The organism is Jeotgalibaca caeni, from assembly GCF_028863945.1.
GTDB classification, from domain to species: domain Bacteria; phylum Bacillota; class Bacilli; order Lactobacillales; family Aerococcaceae; genus Jeotgalibaca; species Jeotgalibaca caeni.
Genome location: NZ_JARBEA010000053.1, coordinates 1 through 17,326 on the forward strand (window position 1 = coordinate 1; position 17,326 = coordinate 17,326).

Genomic DNA, 17,326 nt, shown 5'->3' on the forward strand with positions numbered 1-17,326 from the left:
TTTGACGTTTAGGCATGACAAAACCCCCTATATAGGACTTGAATTAATTCAGTGTCCTATATAGAGGGAGCATATCATTCTAGAGTGGAAGCAGCTTTTTTCTTAAACCAATTTATTCGAATTCATTCAAATAAAAAATGCCGATGGTACCAATCCCGGTGTGTGCACCAATGACTGCGCCGATTGGGTAGTCGATTACTTCACCTACGCCAAGTTTTTGAGTCATGTGTTCTTTCATTTCCTTAACGGTCTCATGATCATTCGTATGGACGATTAAGACCGTTTGTTCCTTCAATTGTTGCGCTTCTGTTTCTAAACGCTCGTACATGCGGTTCAGTACTTTTCTACGTCCGCGTAATTTATCCTTTGGTACCAGTTTCCCGTCCACAACTTCAAGCAAGGGATGGATATTCAAAAGTCCACCGAAAAAGGCACTGGACTTCGATAAACGGCCACCTGCTGACAAGTAATTCAAATCTTGGACAGTGAAAATAGAAACGGTATGTTCAACCATGAAACGAACGCGTTCTTCGATTTCTTCAATAGTAAAGCCGTTCTCTTTCATTTGAATCGCTTCGCGAACCATCAAACCAATACCAAGGGATGCAGTGCGAGAATCAATGATTTTTATATCACAATCCGGGTAGTCTTCCATTACTTGGCTCTGAGCCAGTACAGCAGCCTGATAGGTGCCCGATAAGTCAGCGGATAGAGTAATATAGAGTCCACTCTCGCCAGCTTCAGCAATACGGCGAAATGACTGATCAAATTTTTTCAAGTTCACTTGGCTAGTAGAAGGGTGTTTCCCTTTACGGATAAAATCATAGATTTCTTCGTTCGTAATTTCAAACATATCAATGTATTCTTTATCGCCCATTACAACGGATAAAGGTAAAACTTCTACGTCATGTTCTTGTAAATACGATAATGGTAAGTCACATGAACTATCTACAATTAATCTCATTTTCTTTCCTCCTCACTTTCTTCCTTAAGAAAGCTTTAGTACTAGTATAGCACGTTACCACTTAAGGTGGGGGCACGAGTTGTAAAATTAGGATGTGGAATCCGTTTGTTCAAAGGCTTCCTGGATTCGTTCAGCAACCTTCACAGGAATTCCCAACTTCTTGAAGTCTTCCATGCTGGCTGAACGAATATTGGTCAAGGTCTTGAAATGGCGAAGCACCTTGGTCCGTGTTTTTGGTCCCACCCCTTCGACTTGGTCCAATAGAGAAGAGAAACTGTTCTTGCCACGTACTTGCCGGTGGAAGGTAATGGCGAAACGGTGGACTTCTTCTTGGATACGTTGGACGAGATGGAAGGCTTGACTACGTGAATCCAGCTCGATGACTTCGTTTTGTTCTCCAAAGAGCAGGGACGCTGTTTTGTGCTTGTTGTCTTTTACCATACCCGCAACCGGAATATCTAAGCCGAGCTCATCCTCTAGGACTTCCTTTGCAGCTCGAATTTGAATCTTCCCGCCGTCCATCAGGATTAAATCAGGCAATGGTTTCCCTTCGCGTAAAAGGCGGCTGTACCGGCGGCGAATCACTTCTTGTGTGGTCGCAAACTCGTTACTGCCTTCTACTGTCTTAATTTTATATTTGCGGTAGGACTTCCGGTCTGGCTTCCCGTCCTTAAAAACAACCATCGCAGACACCGGATTCGTCCCTTGAATATTCGAGTGGTCAAAGGATTCAATCGTCTCCAAGTATTCTGTTCCCATGGCTTCCGATAATTCTTGGATTGCTCCGATACTCTTTTGTTGATCTCGTTCCATCATCATGAACTTCTCATTGAGAGCAAGTTCACTGTTAGTGGTAGCAAGGTCAAGAATGCTGCGTTTATTCCCACGCTTTGGTATTCGCACAGCTGCTCCCAAGGCTTCGCCTAGCAGTTCTATATCCGTACCTTCAGGGACCAGAATTTCTTTCGGTAAAATATGGTTTTGTTCTTGGTAGAATTGCACGATAAAAGAAACCAGTTCTTCCTCTGGTCTACCGTAGCAAGGGAAAAGGGCGGCTTCCCGCTTAATAACAGTGGACTGACGTAAGAGGAACACTTGAATGGAGATCCAGCCTCGATCTAGATGATAAGCAAAGACGTCCCGGTTCGTGTAGTCGCGAGACATAATGGTTTGTTTCTCAACGGTTTCTTCGATGTAGCGAATTTGATCTCGAAATTCCGCAGCTTGTTCAAAGTCGAGTGTTTCTGCAGCACGCGTCATTTTTGCGACGAGGTTATTCTTGATTTCTTTGACATCACCATTTAAGAAGCTGCGAATCCGATTCGTTTGTTCCTGATATTCTTCGGGTGATACTTCATGATCGCAACAACCAATGCATTGACCAATGGAATAGTACAGGCAAGCACGTTTTTGATTTTTTGCACACTTTCTTAACGGATACACTTTTTGGATGAATTGTTGGGTTTCAGAGGCGGCATAAACGTTTGGATACGGTCCGAAGTAGATCCCACCATCATTCTCGACGGTTGAGGTAATGATGAGCTGTGGATCTTTTTCATTCGTAATTTTCAAATAGGGATACATCGTGCCGTGTTTCAATTTGATATTGTATTTAGGTTGATATTGTCTAATTAAACTGATTTCCAGCAACAAAGACTCTTTCTCTGTTTTGGTCACAATAAATTCGAAGTGGTCGATTTCCTCAACAAGCAAAGCAGTCTTTCCTTCATGCTTATTATGGAAGTACGACTTCACGCGGTTGCGTAAATTTTTTGCTTTTCCAATATAGATGATTTCTTTGTCTTTGTTTCTCATGATATAGCAGCCGGGCAAATCAGGCAGGAGGGCCAGTTTGTTATTAATTTCTTCTCTGCTCATTGCGTCCATTCCTTTATGTTGTCTTTCCAATAGTATACCACGAAAAAGCACAGGCGTTCCCCAGAAGGATTGCCTGTGCAGCTTGATTCTATGTGATGATTATAGTCCGCACTTTAATTGTGCAGCACAGTTGTTACAGGTGTTGCATCCACCTAGATCTTCTACTGTACCGATGCGGCAGATTGGACAAGTGTCGCCAATCTCATTCCCGATGGTTACATCCGTTGATTCTAGGTCAGCGATTGTTTCTACTAAGAACGTTTTGTCCTTGTTTACTTTCTTCGCTTCTTTTTCTTCTGCTTCAGCTTCATCGAAGACATTTTCTTCTGCTTTCAGTGTCAATACTTGGCTGTCACGGCTTCCGTCTACATATACGGTACCGCCTTTTGCACCGCCGTCATACAAGCGCTCATAGATTTTTTCTACTTGCTCTACCGTATAGCCTTTTGGTGCATTTACTGTTTTCGAGATAGAGCTGTCTACCCAACGTTGGATGGTTGTTTGTACATCTACGTGTTCTTCTGGAGACAATTCCATTGCTGTGGTAAAGAAGTCAGGCAAGTTGTTTGGATCAGCATCTGGATTACGATCCAAGTATTCTTGAACGATTTCAGCCTTCACTTCAATGAACTTACCTAAGCGTCCGCTACGGAAGTAGGAGAAGCTGAAGTATGGTTCTAAACCAGTAGATACGCCGGCCATTGTTCCAGTTGATCCAGTTGGTGCAACAGTCAATAGGTGAGAGTTACGGATTCCGTGTTTCAATACACCTTCACGAACGTGCTCTGGCATTTTCTTCATGTAGCCTGTATTCACGAATTTCTCGCGTAATTGTTGTGTTTCTTTACCCGTTTCACCAACTAAGAATGGGAAGCTTCCGCGTTCTTTCGCTAATTCAATACTTTCTTCGTATGCTGTAACAGCAATTGTTTCCATTACTTGGTCAATTAGTTGATTTCCTTCTTTAGATCCATAACGAACGCCACAATAAATCAGCATGTCCGCAAGACCCATGATTCCTAATCCAACCCGGCGCTCGCCCAATGCTTGCTTCCGGTTTTCTTCCAAGAAGTAAGGAGTGGAGTCAATTACGTTATCTTGCATATGAACGCCCATGCGTACTGTTTTTTCTAGTTTGGCAAAGTCAACCATTTGCAAGTCTTTGTTTACCATTTCAGCTAAGTTAACAGCTGCCAAGTTACATACAGAATAAGGTGCCAATGGTTGCTCACCACAAGGGTTTGTCGCAACAACTTTTTGACCGTATGCACGTGCATTTGTCATTTCATTCGCATTGTCGATGAAGAAGATTCCTGGTTCTGCTGCATAGGTTGCACATACATTAATCAGCTTCCACAATTCTTTCGCTTTGATTGTACGGTAGGTACGAACAGCATGTCCTTGTGCTTCCCATTCACGAACGTCACCAACGTTTACCCATTCAGCATCGTAGTGAGCCATTTCGCTTGCGGAGTAGTTTTCCACATCTGGGAAACGTAGCGCATATTCAGCGTCAGCTTTTACAGCTTCCATGAAGTCGTCCGTAATACATACAGAGATGTTTGCTCCTGTTAGGAACTCAGAGTTGTTTACCGTGTAGGTTCCGCCGTCACGCAATTTCATTTCTGCGTCGCGAATAACTTCTGGCTCAAATCCGCCATGTCCAGGGAAGTTCTTGTAGTTCACAATTCCTGTATACATATTCGTTTCTTTTGGTGAGAAAGGTGTGAATTTTAGTCTTTCGTGTGCAAGTGTCCGAATTTGAGTATCTTCAAAGTTTTCTGTAATGTAACGCAAAATACGTGGATTCTGCATTTTTGAAATAATGAATTCAATAATATCTGGATGCCAGTCTGCCAACATAATCATTTGTGCGCCACGACGAGATCCGCCTTGTTCCACTAAATGAGTGAGCTTGGCAATATCGTCCAACCAAGAAACGGAACCAGAAGAGCGGCCGTTTACACCACGTGCTAAGGCATGTCTTGGACGCAAGGTAGAACCGTTCGTTCCTACACCGCCACCACGGCTCATGATTTCCATTACCTTCTTACGGTGGTCAGAGATGCCGCCACGTGAATCAGGCACGAAAGGCATTACGTAACAGTTGAAGTATGTTACATCCGTACCAGAGCCTGCTCCGTAAAGCACACGTCCAGCCGGGATAAAGTTCTTTTCTTTTTGTTCTTCGTAGAATTTGATGAATGCTTGGTAACGTTTCTCTGGAGAGATTTCTACTTCAGCCAATCCATGCGCATTCCGCATAGCAATTTGTTCGTAGTATAATTCTAGTGGTTTGTCGAGAGTAATAATCGAACGTGTTACCACACCATCTTCTTCCATAGAGAAAGAATCAATATTTGCACGGTATTCTTCAGAAACTTGAATTCTCGCCGTACCATTTTCCCAATCCAATGAAACGATTGTACCAGTACCACGCGCAGGGTACTTTGGATCTTCTTTAACCGTTAAGAGAACGAAGTCGCCTTCTTTTAAAGTTAATTTCTTCGTATCTTTAAACGAATAGCGGTCTAACATAACCAAACGGGCAACCCCGTCATAAGTAATATGCATATCTTCAGTAATCGGGAACACTGCGTCGAATTGTTCAATGTCTTTGTTTAGTTGCTCGTAGCCATTCTTTAAAGTGGATGAAATTTCTGTTGCCACTTCAATCACTCCCATCATATCTTCTGTACCACAACATCTAGTGTTCAGTGGTGTTAATTTCTACTACATATATTAAGGGAGTTCAGATAGAATTGCCAGAAGAATGTTTGATGAGAAAATATGAAAAGGAAGAGAAAGCATGAAGTGGTTGGCTTTATAATTTAATTTAACCAACTTTTAGACGTTCGGAGGAGGTAAAGAATAATTTGGAGTATTTATTCGCAAAAAATAGCTTACCATTTTTCACCGGATTTGTATACCGCAGAAAGAAAACAAGCGTTAAAGAGTTAGATATTGTATAATAGAGGAAAGGCCGATCGATACAGACAAATTGCCCGTCAACGGGAAAGAATAAGGAGATTTTATGAAACAAGAAAACCAACAAGCACCAGTAAGTAAAAATGAGGTTGTAACAGTTACTTTTGAAGATTTAACTTCAGAAGGACTAGGAGTAGGTAAAGTAGAGGGGTACCCTTTATTTGTAGTGGACGGATTACCTGGAGAACAAGCAAAGGTAAAAGTTACGAAAGTCGGCAAGTCTTATGGCTTCGCGCGCATTGAAGAACGCCTCACTACCTCCCAAGACCGCATTCCAACTCGCGATGCATTAGGAACACAAGTCGGTACGATGCCGCTGCAACATTTACGTTATGAAGCGCAACTGGCATTCAAACATAATGTAGTGAAACAAGACTTAACCCGTATCGGCAAATTGCCGCATATTGAAGTTCTTCCAACAATAGGAATGGACAATCCATGGGGATACCGTAACAAAGCACAAATTCCAGTTCGTGCAAAAGACGGAAAATTAGTAACTGGTTTCTTCCGCAAGAAGACCCATGAGTTAGTGCCAATGAAAAACTTCCACATCCAAGATCCAAAGATTGATGAGGCAATTGTGGTTGTCCGAGATATTTTACAAGAGTACGGGGTGAAGGCATACGACGAGAAGAAACATACTGGTATGATTCGTCATATCATGATTCGTCGCGGTTACCATACAGGCGAAATGATGGTGGTTCTTGTAACACGGACACCAAAATTATTCCCAATCAGTAAAATTGTTCCAGATATCTTAGGAGCATTGCCAGAAGTAGTGAGCATCGTCCACAATATCAATCCGAAGCGGAACAATGTCATCCTCGGCGAGGAAAGTGTTGTCCTGCATGGAGAAGATGTGTTCCATGATCAACTATTAGGACATACCTTTGCGATCAGTTCGAAATCTTTCTACCAAGTGAACCCGGTTCAAACTGAGAAGCTGTATCAATTAGCTTTAGATGCGGCAGAGTTGACTGGAGAAGAAACCGTTATTGATGCGTATTGTGGAATCGGAACGATTACTTTAGCTCTAGCTGAGAAAGCAAAACATGTCTTCGCTATGGAAATCGTTGAAGACTCCATTCTAATGGCAGAAAAGAATGCCAAAGAAAATGGGATCGAAAACGTAACCTTTGAAGTAGGCGCAGCCGAAGAAGTATTGCCGAAGTGGGCAGGAGAAGGCGTCAAAGCAGATGTCATTGTCGTTGACCCGCCGCGCAAAGGTTTGGAACAAGCCTTCATCGAGGCAGCTGTAGAAGTAGGACCAGAAAAAATTGTTTACGTCAGCTGTAACCCAGCAACACTCGCTCGTGACTTAGCAATTTTTGCTGAAAAAGGCTACCATGCCACAACTGCACAACCTGTGGATATGTTCCCGCAAACCTTGCATGTCGAAACGGTCGTAGCTTTGCATAAAGAAAAATAAAGAGTATCAAATAAAAATCGTTCTTCTCATCCGGAATCGGATCGGGAGAGCGATTTTTTTAGTAATTATCAAAATAGAAGATAACGTCCGTTAATAGTTTTTTTGCAGGCAAAGAAAGTTGATTGATAGAAGGAGCGGTCGAGGACTTTTCACAAGGGTTCCGTATATCTATCAATCAAGTTTCCGTATATAATAAAAGAAGACAATTACAAATTTGGAGGCGCTAAAATGAATAAATTTGGATGGGCTTACATTGGCTGTGGCGGAATCGCCCACACTACGGCAAAAGAATTGATACAAACAGAAGATAATCAAATCGTCGCTGTATGGAATCGGACCAAAGAAAAAGCGGAAGAATTTGTGGAAGCATACGGTGGAACGGTCTACGATACGCCGGAAGAAGCCATCAACGCTGCGGGAGTAGAAGGCGTATATGTGAATGTGAACGGAGATATGCATGCAGAGTATACGCTCTTGGCTCTTCAAAATAAGAAACCAGTACTGTGTGAGAAACCATTTACGGTCAATGCGGAGAAGTCGAAGGAACTATTCGACTATGCGAAAGAAACCAATACGTATGTCTCAGAAGCAATGTGGACATGGCATAATGAGACAGCCTTTCAAGTAAGAGAATGGATCAAGTCAGGAGTTATTGGAGAAATTCAATCGGTTGATTGTGCTTTTATGGTGCCGCTTCTCAAGTTTACGGATAATCCACGATTGACAACGCCGTCGATGTTAGGCGGAGCGTTATTGGACTTGGGAGTTTATGCGATTCGTTATTGCTATGAACTCTTCGGCAATCCAGATTCGATTGAATGTGTGGGCGAAATGGGCGAAGTCGATTATGGTGAAACCATTACCTTCCGCTACCCTGACTTCCCAGCGAAGATGCGTATCTCCATGACGGAAGAAGGGGAAGAGTATTTTGAAATACAAGGAACAAAGGGCTCCATCTATGTTCCACAATTTCACGCATCCAAGCGTGCGACATAGAAAATCGGTGATAAGGAAGAAAACTTTGAAATGGAAGGCCTTCTTTATGGAACACAATTTTCAAACGTAGCAGCAGAAATTCGCGCAGGAAGAAAAGAAGGAGAAAAGATTTCTGCTAAAAGCACGATTGAAGTAATGGCATTGATGGATGAATGCCGCAAACAAATGGGGCTTGTGTATCCGCAAGAGATGGAGCAATAAAAACGTGCGAAGCTTGATGAAGCGCAAAACTAAATTAATGAAATAGATTTTTATTTTGTGTTTGTTCTTTGTTTTCAGCTCGTTTTTTCCTAAAAAAATAACACATGTTCCGCTAGCCGCGAACGTAAAAATTGTGACCCTACGGCATGCGGACTGTTCAACTTTTATTTCCTATGATGCATGGATTGAATTCCTTCAAGAGGCAGGTGTAATTTTTTGAAAAAAAGAGAAAAGGACGTAACGCAAACTTTTTATCTGGACCGTACGGAAGAAGCGGGAGCAATCGGAATAATCGCAGCAGAAGGTACGGAAATTATTCCGGCTGGTGCAACCCTTTATGCGATGCCGGTCGGAGAGAAGAATGCAGAATATCAACGAATCGCGGATGAACAGGAGGTACACTTTATTTTTGAAGATCATCTTCCTGAAATTGACTTCTATACGGTACCGCAAGTCGATCTGTTTGCCCAGGATCGTACCGGTAACTTTTTTGGTACGGTAGGAGGAACAAGTGATCTGACGAGTGATCAACCGATTTGTTACATCCAACGAGATCTGTCTTGCTGGCTCCTTTTTGAGAGCGGAGCAGATTTCTTAGAAAATATGGCAGACTGGAGAAGTCGGTTGAAACCTTATCAGGGAGTCCACTTCTATTCTTCGAAGCAAGAAGCAGAAAAAGACTTGTCCTTTATTCATGTGTCTCCAGTCAGAGACCCGGAGGAATAGACATTGAAAATTCAATTTGAACTTACAGAGGAAGACTATATTAGCTTTAATCTTCATCATTTGGAACATTCGCCTTCACAAAAGCGGATGTATCAGCTATCACGGTTTTTGTTGCCGATGGTATGTGCAGTGCTCATTTATCTAATCGGTACGTTCGTGCTGAACCAGCCGAGCGCTTACTGGATTTTCGTTGCCGTTATTTTTGTAGTAGTCTGGACGCTGACGTACCCTAAACAACACATAAAATTAGTTACGAAGCAGCTGAAGAAAATGAGTCGGGAAGGGGATAATTCTACCTTTTATGGTAAAAAAACCATGACAATCAGTGAGGACACGATTACAGTAGAAGGCAATCAGTCAACAGAAATCGTCGCGAAAGAAAATATCAAAACGATTCGCGTACATGAGGACATGGTGTTACTCTATTTAAGTGCGGTCTCAGCACAAATTATTCCGACACGTTGCTTAGATGCCGCAACAAAAAAACAGCTACTAGAAACTTTACCAATAGAAAGGAGCGAATCATCTTGGACGGTAGTAAACGAAGCACGATCAAAGTAGGCTCAAAAGTAAAAGTGGTACAAAAACAAGATCAACGTTCCGGAAAGCTGACGGAAGGGACGGTAGCCCGCTTGCTGACGAAGTCTCCTACGCACCCGCATGGAATTAAAGTGATGTTGGAAGATGGAATCGTTGGCCGAGTAAAAGAAGTAATCGAATAAAGGGGAACGCGTATGGAGATAGAAGTCGTCTCACATCAATCACAATGGTCCTTGGAATACAAACAAGAAGCAGAAAAAATCAGCTCGATCCTTCAAGAAATTCTCGTTGACATCCACCATATCGGTAGTACCGCAGTAGCGGGATTGCCTGCCAAACCGGTGATTGATATCATGCCGATTGTCACAAATATAGACATGGTTGACCTGTTAAACGAACAGTTTGAGACACTCGGCTATGAGTGTATGGGTGAATTTGGAATGGATGGACGCCGATATTTTCGTAAAGGAACGAATCGACGGACCCATCACGTCCACATATTTGAACAAGAGAATGATCGAGATTGGATGCGTCACCTAGCTGTACGGGACTATTTACGTACTCATTCGAAAGAATCAGAAGCTTACGGAAAGTTGAAACAATCGTTAGCCGCTTCATTTCCTACCGACAATGAAAGGTACTGCGAAGGGAAAGATTCATTTGTAAAACAAATGGAAAAGGATGCCATTGCTTGGTATCAGAATACGATTCAAGTTCGACCAGTAAGACTTTTTGATGCAGCAGCCATGCTTCACATTTATGCTCCTTATGTGAGGGAAACGGCGGTAACCTTTGACTATGAAGTTCCTTCACTCCATCAGTTTAAGGAGAAAATCGCAACCGGGATGGAGCAGTATCCGTACCTCGTTGCGGAATTAGGCGGCCGGATAATGGGTTATGCGTATGCTTCACCCTTCAAGGAACGTGCGGCGTATGCTTGGGCAGTCGAGACAACCATCTACCTGGACCGAGAGGAACGGGGAAAAGGAGTCGGGAGATTGCTGGCCCATCAGTTGGAAGAAACGTTGCGCCGCCAAAACATTCTGAATGTAAATGCCTGCCTAGCTTATACGGAGCGAGAAGATGAGCACCTAACCTCAGCCAGTTTCCTGTTTCATGAGCGGTTAGGTTTTAAGAAAAACGCTCATTTTACTCAATGTGGGTACAAGTTCAACAAATGGTACGACATGATTTGGATGGAGAAACTGATTGGCGAACATCTGAATCAACCAAAAGTAGTGCTTTCCTTTTCTCAATTAATGGATGAAAACAATCATTCACTTCCTTGGTTGCACACTTAAAAAACACGATACTTCTGAAAAGGCAGTTGACCCCGGCTGTCAAGATAGCTATAATTAAAAGCAGTGTGTTTACAAAAAATATGGCTAATAGGAGTTATCGAACGTGGAGAAGGAAAAGATTGTTTCGTTCAAAGAGGTTACTGCAAATCCAGCACCATTGGGCTTGATGGGGTTTGGGATGACGACTGTTTTATTAAACATTCATAATGCAGGTTTCTTTTCATTAAATGCTATGATTTTGGCAATGGGTATTTTTTATGGCGGATTGGCACAAGTCATTGCTGGAATTATGGAATTCAAGAAAAATAATACGTTTGGAACCACTGCGTTCACATCGTATGGCTTTTTCTGGTTATCATTAGTTGCATTAAATATCTTGCCGATGATGGGGTACGGCGAAGCAGCCGATTCGCTGTCAATGGCAGCCTATTTATTCATGTGGGGACTCTTTACCTTCTTTATGTTCATTGGAACCCTGCGGATCAGTCGTGCTTTACAAGTTGTATTTGGTTCGTTAGCCCTTTTATTTTTCCTATTAGCGATTGCGAACTTCACAGGTTCAGCTCTCATTTTAACCATTGCCGGTTACGAAGGCATCATCTGCGGCTTCACTGCTATTTACGCAGCAATGGCACAAGTTATTAACGAATTATACGGCAAATCTGTTTTGCCGATTGGCGAAGTAAACTAATTCATCATACAATCAATCCAGAGCATCCTCCTTCTCGTTGAAGAGGGGTGCTCTTTTTTCGTCTTTTTCTAACCGTTAGGAGGTTGGAAAAGGGGACCCCTTCATGATACAATACATTCAAACGAACGTTTGAATGTTAAAGAGAAAGGAATGAAATAAGTGGAAGAGGTAGAATTAGAAGTTTGTCAGACTTCCGTTATTCACGAAGAGAAAGTGAATCGTGTGAAGACTGAACTACAAGCAAAAGATTTTTCCGAATTAATCGTACTGAGTAAATGCTTGGGAGATGTTTCTCGCATTCAAATTTTATACGCCTTGTCGACCTATAAGGAAATGTGTGTGTGTGACTTAGCAGCAATAGTGGGTGCGAGTATGGCTACCACTTCTCATCATTTACGTTTCCTGAAAAAAAATAAAATAACGAAATCTTATAAAGACGGAAAAATGGTTTATTATTCATTGGCTAATGAAGAAATTTCAGCGGCTATCCAGTCCTTACTCAAGGTAACGGAAGAGGTACAGCATATTTTTAGTTGAGAAAAGGAGAGCGACATGGCTAAAACAAGTACACACCATGAATGGATTCTAGAGGGAATTGATTGCGCGAACTGCGCGAACAAGGTTGAGAGAGGCGTGGCAAAGGTTGCAGGTGTAGCGAATAGCAGCGTAAACTTTATGACACAAACCTTGAGCTTTGAAGTGTTGAATGACCCCGAAAATCAAATTTTATCTCAAGTGAAACAGAAGGTACATACGTTGGAGCCGGATGTTATTCTGAAAAATAAGGCGGACGGTACACTGGTTGAAATAGGATCGAAACCAGTCGAACGGGACAATGGAGAAATCAATGAAGGGGAGACGAGCGGGCTACGAACAAGGATCATCCGCCTGATCGTTGGTTTCTCACTCATGATGGCGGGGATTTTTATTCCATTAAATGGACTGACTACACTTGCTTTGTTTGTGGGAGCTTATTTGATTGCTGGTTATGATGTATTATTTCGTGCGGTACGAAACATCTCGCGTGGGCAGCTTTTTGATGAAAACTTTTTAATGACCATTGCAACACTGGCAGCCTTCTATGTGCAGGAATATCCAGAAGCTGTAGCGGTCATGCTATTTTATCAAGTAGGAGAACTTTTCCAGGAGGTTGCCCTTTCGAAGTCGCGTCGCTCGATCGCAGACTTGATGGACATTCGTCCTGACTATGCGAACTTGGACGCGGGAAGTGGAATTTCGAAAGTATCCCCGGAACGTATAAAAGTAGGAGACCAGATTCTGGTTCTCCCTGGTGAAAAAGTTCCACTAGACGGGACGGTTACGGAGGGAACTTCTTCTATGGATACATCCGCCTTAACGGGAGAATCGGTACCACGAAATGTGAAACCTGGTGATTTTGTCCTAAGTGGCTTTATCAACCGAAATGGCGTGTTGAAAGTAGTGGTGGATAAACCATTTGCCGAATCCACGGTCAAGAAGATTTTAGATTTGGTAGAGAATGCTAGTGGACGGAAGGCGCCGGTCGAACAGTTTATTACGAAATTTGCGCGATACTATACGCCGATCGTGGTAGTAGCTGCCTTCTTATTAGCCTTTGTGCCGCCATTCGTGTTCGCTGGAGCGACGTTCGATGAATGGATTTATAGAGCAGCTATTTTTCTAGTTATTTCCTGTCCATGTGCGCTGGTCGTTTCTATCCCCGTTGGTTTTTTTGGGGGAATTGGAGCTTCCTCACGCAAAGGAATTTTGGTGAAGGGCAGCAACTACTTAGAAGCCCTCAATGACTTGAAGTATGTAGTAATGGACAAGACCGGAACCTTAACAAAAGGAAAATTTGAAATCATTGCGATTGAACCTCAACCGAGCTTCAAACCAGAAGAGTTGCTTGAAATAGCTGCTCATGCTGAGGCTTATTCAAGTCATCCAATAGCTGATTCCATCAAGGAAAGGTATGGTACAGAAGTTGAAGAAGAGCGTATTGCTTCTTATAACGACATTTCTGGACATGGAATACAAACAACGATTGATAACAAAGAGGTACTGGCTGGAAATGCTCGTTTGATGAAGAAGTTTACTGTAGAAATAGAAGAAGTAAACGAAATGGGGACCATTGTCTACGTGGCTGTAGATAGAAAATATGCTGGATATCTCTTGATTGCAGATGCAATCAAGGATGATGCGGCAGAAGCCATTTCCATTATGAAAAAGCAGGGCATCAAGCAGATCATCATGTTAACGGGAGATTCCAAGTCCGTTGGAGATGCAGTGGCTGAAAAATTGGGCATCACAGAGGTATATAGTGAATTGCTTCCGCAAGATAAAGTGGCAAAGTTGGAAGAAATTCTTGCGAGAAAGAAGAAAAATGAGAAGGTCGCCTTCGTTGGAGATGGAATCAATGATACGCCTGTTCTCGCTCTCTCTGATATCGGCTTTGCCATAGGCGCTCTCGGATCTGATGCAGCCATTGAAGTTGCAGACGTAGTCATCATGGACGATCACCCTTCTAAAATAGGAACAGCCATGCAAGTAGCGAAGGATACTCGCCTCATTGTTTGGCAGAATATTTTATTTGCAATGGGAGTGAAAGGGCTGTTTCTTATTTTAGGTGCCTTTGGAGTTGCTTCAATGTGGGAAGCGGTCTTTGCAGATGTCGGAGTAACCGTGCTGGCGGTCTTGAATGCCATGCGAATCCTAAATAAGTAAACCGGATTCCTTTTTCACTTAGTTCGACAAAAACCACTCGTCTCCTTTATAGGGATGAGTGGTTTTTGCTGTTTTTAACCACCAAAGTCAAACATTTTAGCGTTCTATGCTATGATGAATCTAGAGTACAAATCATGGATAGGTGGGACAGCGCAATGGAATTATGGGATGCATATGATCAACAGGGAAACGTAACCGGAGTAGACTTGGTAAGGGGAGAGCCGATTCCAGAAGGGCTCTTTCACATTGTAGTAGAAGTTCTGGTTCGTCATGAGGACGGGACCTATTTACTGATGCAACGTGATTACAAGAAAGAGGGACATCCTGGTTTATTTGAAGCAACAGCAGGCGGAAGTGCGTTAAAAGGCGAAACGCCAAATGAAGCCGCACTGCGGGAGCTAGTAGAGGAAACAGGGATTGCTGCGCGTGAACTGACTCATCTTAGTATTGCGAGAAGTACGCATACTATTTTCTATGGCTATCTTTGCGTAACCGATATTGAAAAAGATGCAATCACTCTTCAAGAAGGAGAAACGATTGGCTATCGTTGGGTATCCCGAGACGAGTTCGAGAGCTTCCTCCAATCCACTGCTTGTATACCAACACAGAGAGAACGATTGCTGCCTTCTATGAACCAAGTGTGAGAGCAGAGGAGGAACGTATATGCTTTCTATTTATGAAGAAATAAAAACGGAAATAATGAATGATCCTGCGAATGAGAGATTTACGGAACAAGGAATAGAGCCTTTATTTTCAGCACCACAAAATGCACGAATTGCGATTATTGGACAGGCTCCGGGCATCCATGCGCAAAGGACGAGGAAATATTGGAATGATCAAAGTGGTGTTCGTCTGCGCCAGTGGATGAATGTGACGGAAGAACAATTTTACGAATCGGATCTCTTTACCGTTCTGCCCATGGACTTCTATTATCCAGGCAAGGCTAAAACGGGAGACCTACCGCCACGAAAGGATTTCGCAGAGAAATGGCATCCGCGAATCTTAGCAGCATTGCCAAAAGTGGAGCTGATTCTCCTCGTTGGCAGCTACGCGCAAAATCATTACTTGAAGAAACAAAAGCACCGCACCTTGACGGAAACCGTTCGGCATTATCAAGACTACTTGCCGACCTATTTTCCGCTGGTACATCCGTCTCCCTTGAACGGTCGGTGGCTGAAGAAAAATCCTTGGTTTGAGGAAGAGGTTCTTCCTGAATTGAAGCAAAGGGTTCAAGCGATTGCGGAGAGAGGAGAATAAGATGGATAAGAAGACTGTTTTAGCAGAATTGGAAACATTGGGGAAAGAGACCATCAAAAAGAGATACATTTCCAATGGTGCAGTCGAACCGTTATTTGGAGTGGCAACGGGCGCGATGAAACCGATGGCGAAGAAGATCAAACGAAATCAGGCTTTGGCGGAAGAGTTGTACGCGACCGGGAACTATGATGCGATGTATTTTGCCGGTGTGATTGCCGAACCGGATGCCATGACCGAATCAGACTATGATCGGTGGATGGATGATGCGTACTTTTTTATGCTTTCGGATTATGTGGTGGCTGTAACTTTGTCAGAAGCTGCAATTGCTCAGCAAGTTGCCGATAAGTGGCTGGAAAGCGGCGATGATCTGCGGATGTCAGGGGGATGGAGTTGCTACTGTTGGCTACTAGGGAGCCGGAAAGACCATGAATTTGAACCGGATAAAATGAAAGGGTTGTTGGAACGAGTGGAAAGAACCATTCATCTGGCCCCAGAAAGAACCAAAGCTTCGATGAATAATTTTCTCTATACGGTCGCAATTTCCTATCTCCCCCTACATGAAGAGGCAGTGAAAACTGCAAAGGCAGTTGGGCGGATTGAAGTAGGAGAAGATAAGAAAAAGAAAACGTTGCATGCGTTTGAGAACATTCAAAAAGAGTTGGAGCGAGGCAGACTCGGCTTCAAACGGAATTATGTTCGCTGCTGACGGAAAGATGGGGGCACCACTGATGAAACAAATCCATAAAGGTTGGTCCGATGACAAGAAATACTTGATTGAGTCTGAACAGGGGAACCAACTCCTGCGAGTGGCTCGTTTGGAGCTGGCAGGACAGAAACGCCAAGAGTTTAATTGGATGAAAAAGGTAGCAGAGTTAGGCGTACCGATTTCAAGGCCGCTCTCTTTTCAAGTGACGAATGAAGTACAATCCTACTTTACATGGTGTGAAGGAAGAGACGCTGAAGAAGTACTGCCGCTGCTAACAAAAGAAGAGCAATATGAACTGGGCAAGCAGTCAGGAATCTACTTGCAAAAAATCCATTCACTCTCAGCACCTGACGAGGATTTACTTTGGGAAGAAAAGTTTTCCCGGAAGATAGATCGTAAAATCAACGTATATCAGCAGTGTCCGCTCTCTTTCGAAGGAGACGAATTCGTAATCCGTTATATAGAAGAGAACCGTCATCTGCTGAAAGATAGGCCACAATCATTTCAACACGGAGATTATCACACCGGCAATATGATCCTTTCCCCAAATCGGGAGCTATCAATTATTGATTTTAATCGCTTCGATTTTGGCGATCCGTGGGAAGACTTCAACCGAATTGTGTTTACCGCAGAATTAAGTCCTGCATTTGCGACCGGTCAGCTACATGGCTATTTCAATGGCGAGCCGCCGGAACTCTTTTTCCGCCTGCTCACCTTATACATTGCCACGAATACATTGTCAGGGCTCCCCTGGGCAATGAAATTTGGGCAAGCAGAGATTGAAGTTATGCGCGAACAAGCAAAGCAAGTTCAAAACTGGTACCAGAACATGACAAAGATTGTGCCTACTTGGTATAGAGCCTAACAAGGAGGCTGGGACAAAACCAGAAAAATGAATAAAGAAATAGCTCTCGCAGATCCCTTTTGGGGTGGCGAGAGCCATTTT

At 43.1% G+C, this 17,326-nt stretch carries 17 protein-coding genes; 14 read left to right on the forward strand and 3 right to left on the reverse strand.

The features are described 5' to 3' along the window. Positions 1-112: 112 nt before the first annotated feature. The 3 genes from PVE40_RS10260 to PVE40_RS10270 form a co-directional block, all read right to left on the reverse strand. On the reverse strand, positions 113-964 hold the full coding sequence (locus PVE40_RS10260) for a DegV family protein (protein ID WP_274731834.1): 852 nt from the start codon (positions 962-964) through the stop codon (positions 113-115). An 87-nt stretch (positions 965-1,051) separates the two neighbouring features. Next, the gene (uvrC, locus tag PVE40_RS10265) at positions 1,052-2,842 is read right to left on the reverse strand and encodes an excinuclease ABC subunit UvrC (protein ID WP_274731835.1); all 1,791 of its coding nucleotides are present in this window, start codon (positions 2,840-2,842) and stop codon (positions 1,052-1,054) included. Between the two features lie 99 nt (positions 2,843-2,941). After that, positions 2,942-5,512, reverse strand: coding sequence for a vitamin B12-dependent ribonucleotide reductase (locus PVE40_RS10270; protein WP_274731836.1), 2,571 nt, complete (start codon positions 5,510-5,512; stop codon positions 2,942-2,944). 364 nt (positions 5,513-5,876) lie between these two features. Between PVE40_RS10270 and rlmD the strand changes: the two genes are divergently transcribed. The 14 genes from rlmD (at position 5,877) to PVE40_RS10345 (ending at position 17,245) form a co-directional block, all read left to right on the forward strand. Then, the gene (gene rlmD / locus PVE40_RS10275; RefSeq protein WP_274731837.1) at positions 5,877-7,259 is read left to right on the forward strand and encodes a 23S rRNA (uracil(1939)-C(5))-methyltransferase RlmD; all 1,383 of its coding nucleotides are present in this window, start codon (positions 5,877-5,879) and stop codon (positions 7,257-7,259) included. Positions 7,260-7,487: 228 nt separating this feature from the next. After that, positions 7,488-8,255, forward strand: a complete 768-nt coding sequence (locus PVE40_RS10280) for a Gfo/Idh/MocA family protein (protein ID WP_274731838.1) — start codon at positions 7,488-7,490, stop codon at positions 8,253-8,255. A 30-nt stretch (positions 8,256-8,285) separates the two neighbouring features. Beyond that, positions 8,286-8,456, forward strand: a complete 171-nt coding sequence (locus PVE40_RS10285) for a hypothetical protein (protein ID WP_274731839.1) — start codon at positions 8,286-8,288, stop codon at positions 8,454-8,456. 216 nt (positions 8,457-8,672) lie between these two features. Beyond that, positions 8,673-9,182 (forward strand): hypothetical protein, encoded by a 510-nt coding sequence (locus tag PVE40_RS10290; RefSeq protein WP_274731840.1) that lies wholly within the window; start codon positions 8,673-8,675, stop codon positions 9,180-9,182. Between the two features lie 3 nt (positions 9,183-9,185). Further along, positions 9,186-9,743, forward strand: coding sequence for a YcxB family protein (locus PVE40_RS10295; protein WP_274731841.1), 558 nt, complete (start codon positions 9,186-9,188; stop codon positions 9,741-9,743). Beyond that, entirely contained in the window at positions 9,710-9,904 is a 195-nt protein-coding gene (locus tag PVE40_RS10300; RefSeq protein WP_274731842.1) for a YwbE family protein, read from the forward strand. The genes PVE40_RS10295 and PVE40_RS10300 overlap by 34 nt, the downstream gene beginning before the upstream one ends. Positions 9,905-9,916: 12 nt before the next feature. Beyond that, entirely contained in the window at positions 9,917-11,023 is a 1,107-nt protein-coding gene (locus PVE40_RS12945; RefSeq protein WP_338033475.1) for a GNAT family N-acetyltransferase, read from the forward strand. 103 nt (positions 11,024-11,126) lie between these two features. Beyond that, positions 11,127-11,714 carry an acetate uptake transporter gene (locus PVE40_RS10315; RefSeq protein ID WP_274731843.1) on the forward strand — a complete coding sequence of 196 codons (588 nt, stop codon included), beginning with the start codon at positions 11,127-11,129 and terminating at the stop codon, positions 11,712-11,714. A 159-nt stretch (positions 11,715-11,873) separates the two neighbouring features. After that, complete coding sequence (locus tag PVE40_RS10320) at positions 11,874-12,251, forward strand: ArsR/SmtB family transcription factor (RefSeq protein WP_274731844.1); 378 nt, start codon at positions 11,874-11,876, stop codon at positions 12,249-12,251. A gap of 15 nt (positions 12,252-12,266) precedes the next feature. Then, positions 12,267-14,417 (forward strand): heavy metal translocating P-type ATPase, encoded by a 2,151-nt coding sequence (locus tag PVE40_RS10325; RefSeq protein ID WP_274731845.1) that lies wholly within the window; start codon positions 12,267-12,269, stop codon positions 14,415-14,417. 155 nt (positions 14,418-14,572) lie between these two features. Then, positions 14,573-15,061: an NUDIX hydrolase gene (locus tag PVE40_RS10330; RefSeq protein WP_274731846.1), complete on the forward strand. Its 489-nt coding sequence runs from the start codon at positions 14,573-14,575 to the stop codon at positions 15,059-15,061. Positions 15,062-15,080: 19 nt separating this feature from the next. Beyond that, entirely contained in the window at positions 15,081-15,674 is a 594-nt protein-coding gene (locus PVE40_RS10335) for a uracil-DNA glycosylase family protein (protein WP_274731847.1), read from the forward strand. Between the two features lies 1 nt (position 15,675). Next, on the forward strand, positions 15,676-16,380 hold the full coding sequence (locus PVE40_RS10340) for a DNA alkylation repair protein (RefSeq protein WP_274731848.1): 705 nt from the start codon (positions 15,676-15,678) through the stop codon (positions 16,378-16,380). Beyond that, positions 16,307-17,245 carry an aminoglycoside phosphotransferase family protein gene (locus tag PVE40_RS10345; protein WP_274731850.1) on the forward strand — a complete coding sequence of 313 codons (939 nt, stop codon included), beginning with the start codon at positions 16,307-16,309 and terminating at the stop codon, positions 17,243-17,245. The genes PVE40_RS10340 and PVE40_RS10345 overlap by 74 nt, the downstream gene beginning before the upstream one ends. Positions 17,246-17,326: the final 81 nt, after the last annotated feature.

What these genes read in the sequence shown, in the direction of transcription:
- PVE40_RS10260 (WP_274731834.1), bottom strand. Translation starts at nt 964, where the DNA reads ATGAGATTAATTGTAGATAGTTCATGTGACTTACCATTATCGTATTTA.
- uvrC (WP_274731835.1), bottom strand. Translation starts at nt 2,842, where the DNA reads ATGAGCAGAGAAGAAATTAATAACAAACTGGCCCTCCTGCCTGATTTG.
- rlmD (WP_274731837.1), top strand. Translation starts at nt 5,877, where the DNA reads ATGAAACAAGAAAACCAACAAGCACCAGTAAGTAAAAATGAGGTTGTA.
- PVE40_RS10280 (WP_274731838.1), top strand. Translation starts at nt 7,488, where the DNA reads ATGAATAAATTTGGATGGGCTTACATTGGCTGTGGCGGAATCGCCCAC.
- PVE40_RS10285 (WP_274731839.1), top strand. Translation starts at nt 8,286, where the DNA reads ATGGAAGGCCTTCTTTATGGAACACAATTTTCAAACGTAGCAGCAGAA.
- PVE40_RS12945 (WP_338033475.1), top strand. Translation starts at nt 9,917, where the DNA reads ATGGAGATAGAAGTCGTCTCACATCAATCACAATGGTCCTTGGAATAC.
- PVE40_RS10325 (WP_274731845.1), top strand. Translation starts at nt 12,267, where the DNA reads ATGGCTAAAACAAGTACACACCATGAATGGATTCTAGAGGGAATTGAT.
- PVE40_RS10330 (WP_274731846.1), top strand. Translation starts at nt 14,573, where the DNA reads ATGGAATTATGGGATGCATATGATCAACAGGGAAACGTAACCGGAGTA.
- PVE40_RS10335 (WP_274731847.1), top strand. Translation starts at nt 15,081, where the DNA reads ATGCTTTCTATTTATGAAGAAATAAAAACGGAAATAATGAATGATCCT.
- PVE40_RS10340 (WP_274731848.1), top strand. Translation starts at nt 15,676, where the DNA reads ATGGATAAGAAGACTGTTTTAGCAGAATTGGAAACATTGGGGAAAGAG.
- PVE40_RS10345 (WP_274731850.1), top strand. Translation starts at nt 16,307, where the DNA reads ATGCGTTTGAGAACATTCAAAAAGAGTTGGAGCGAGGCAGACTCGGCT.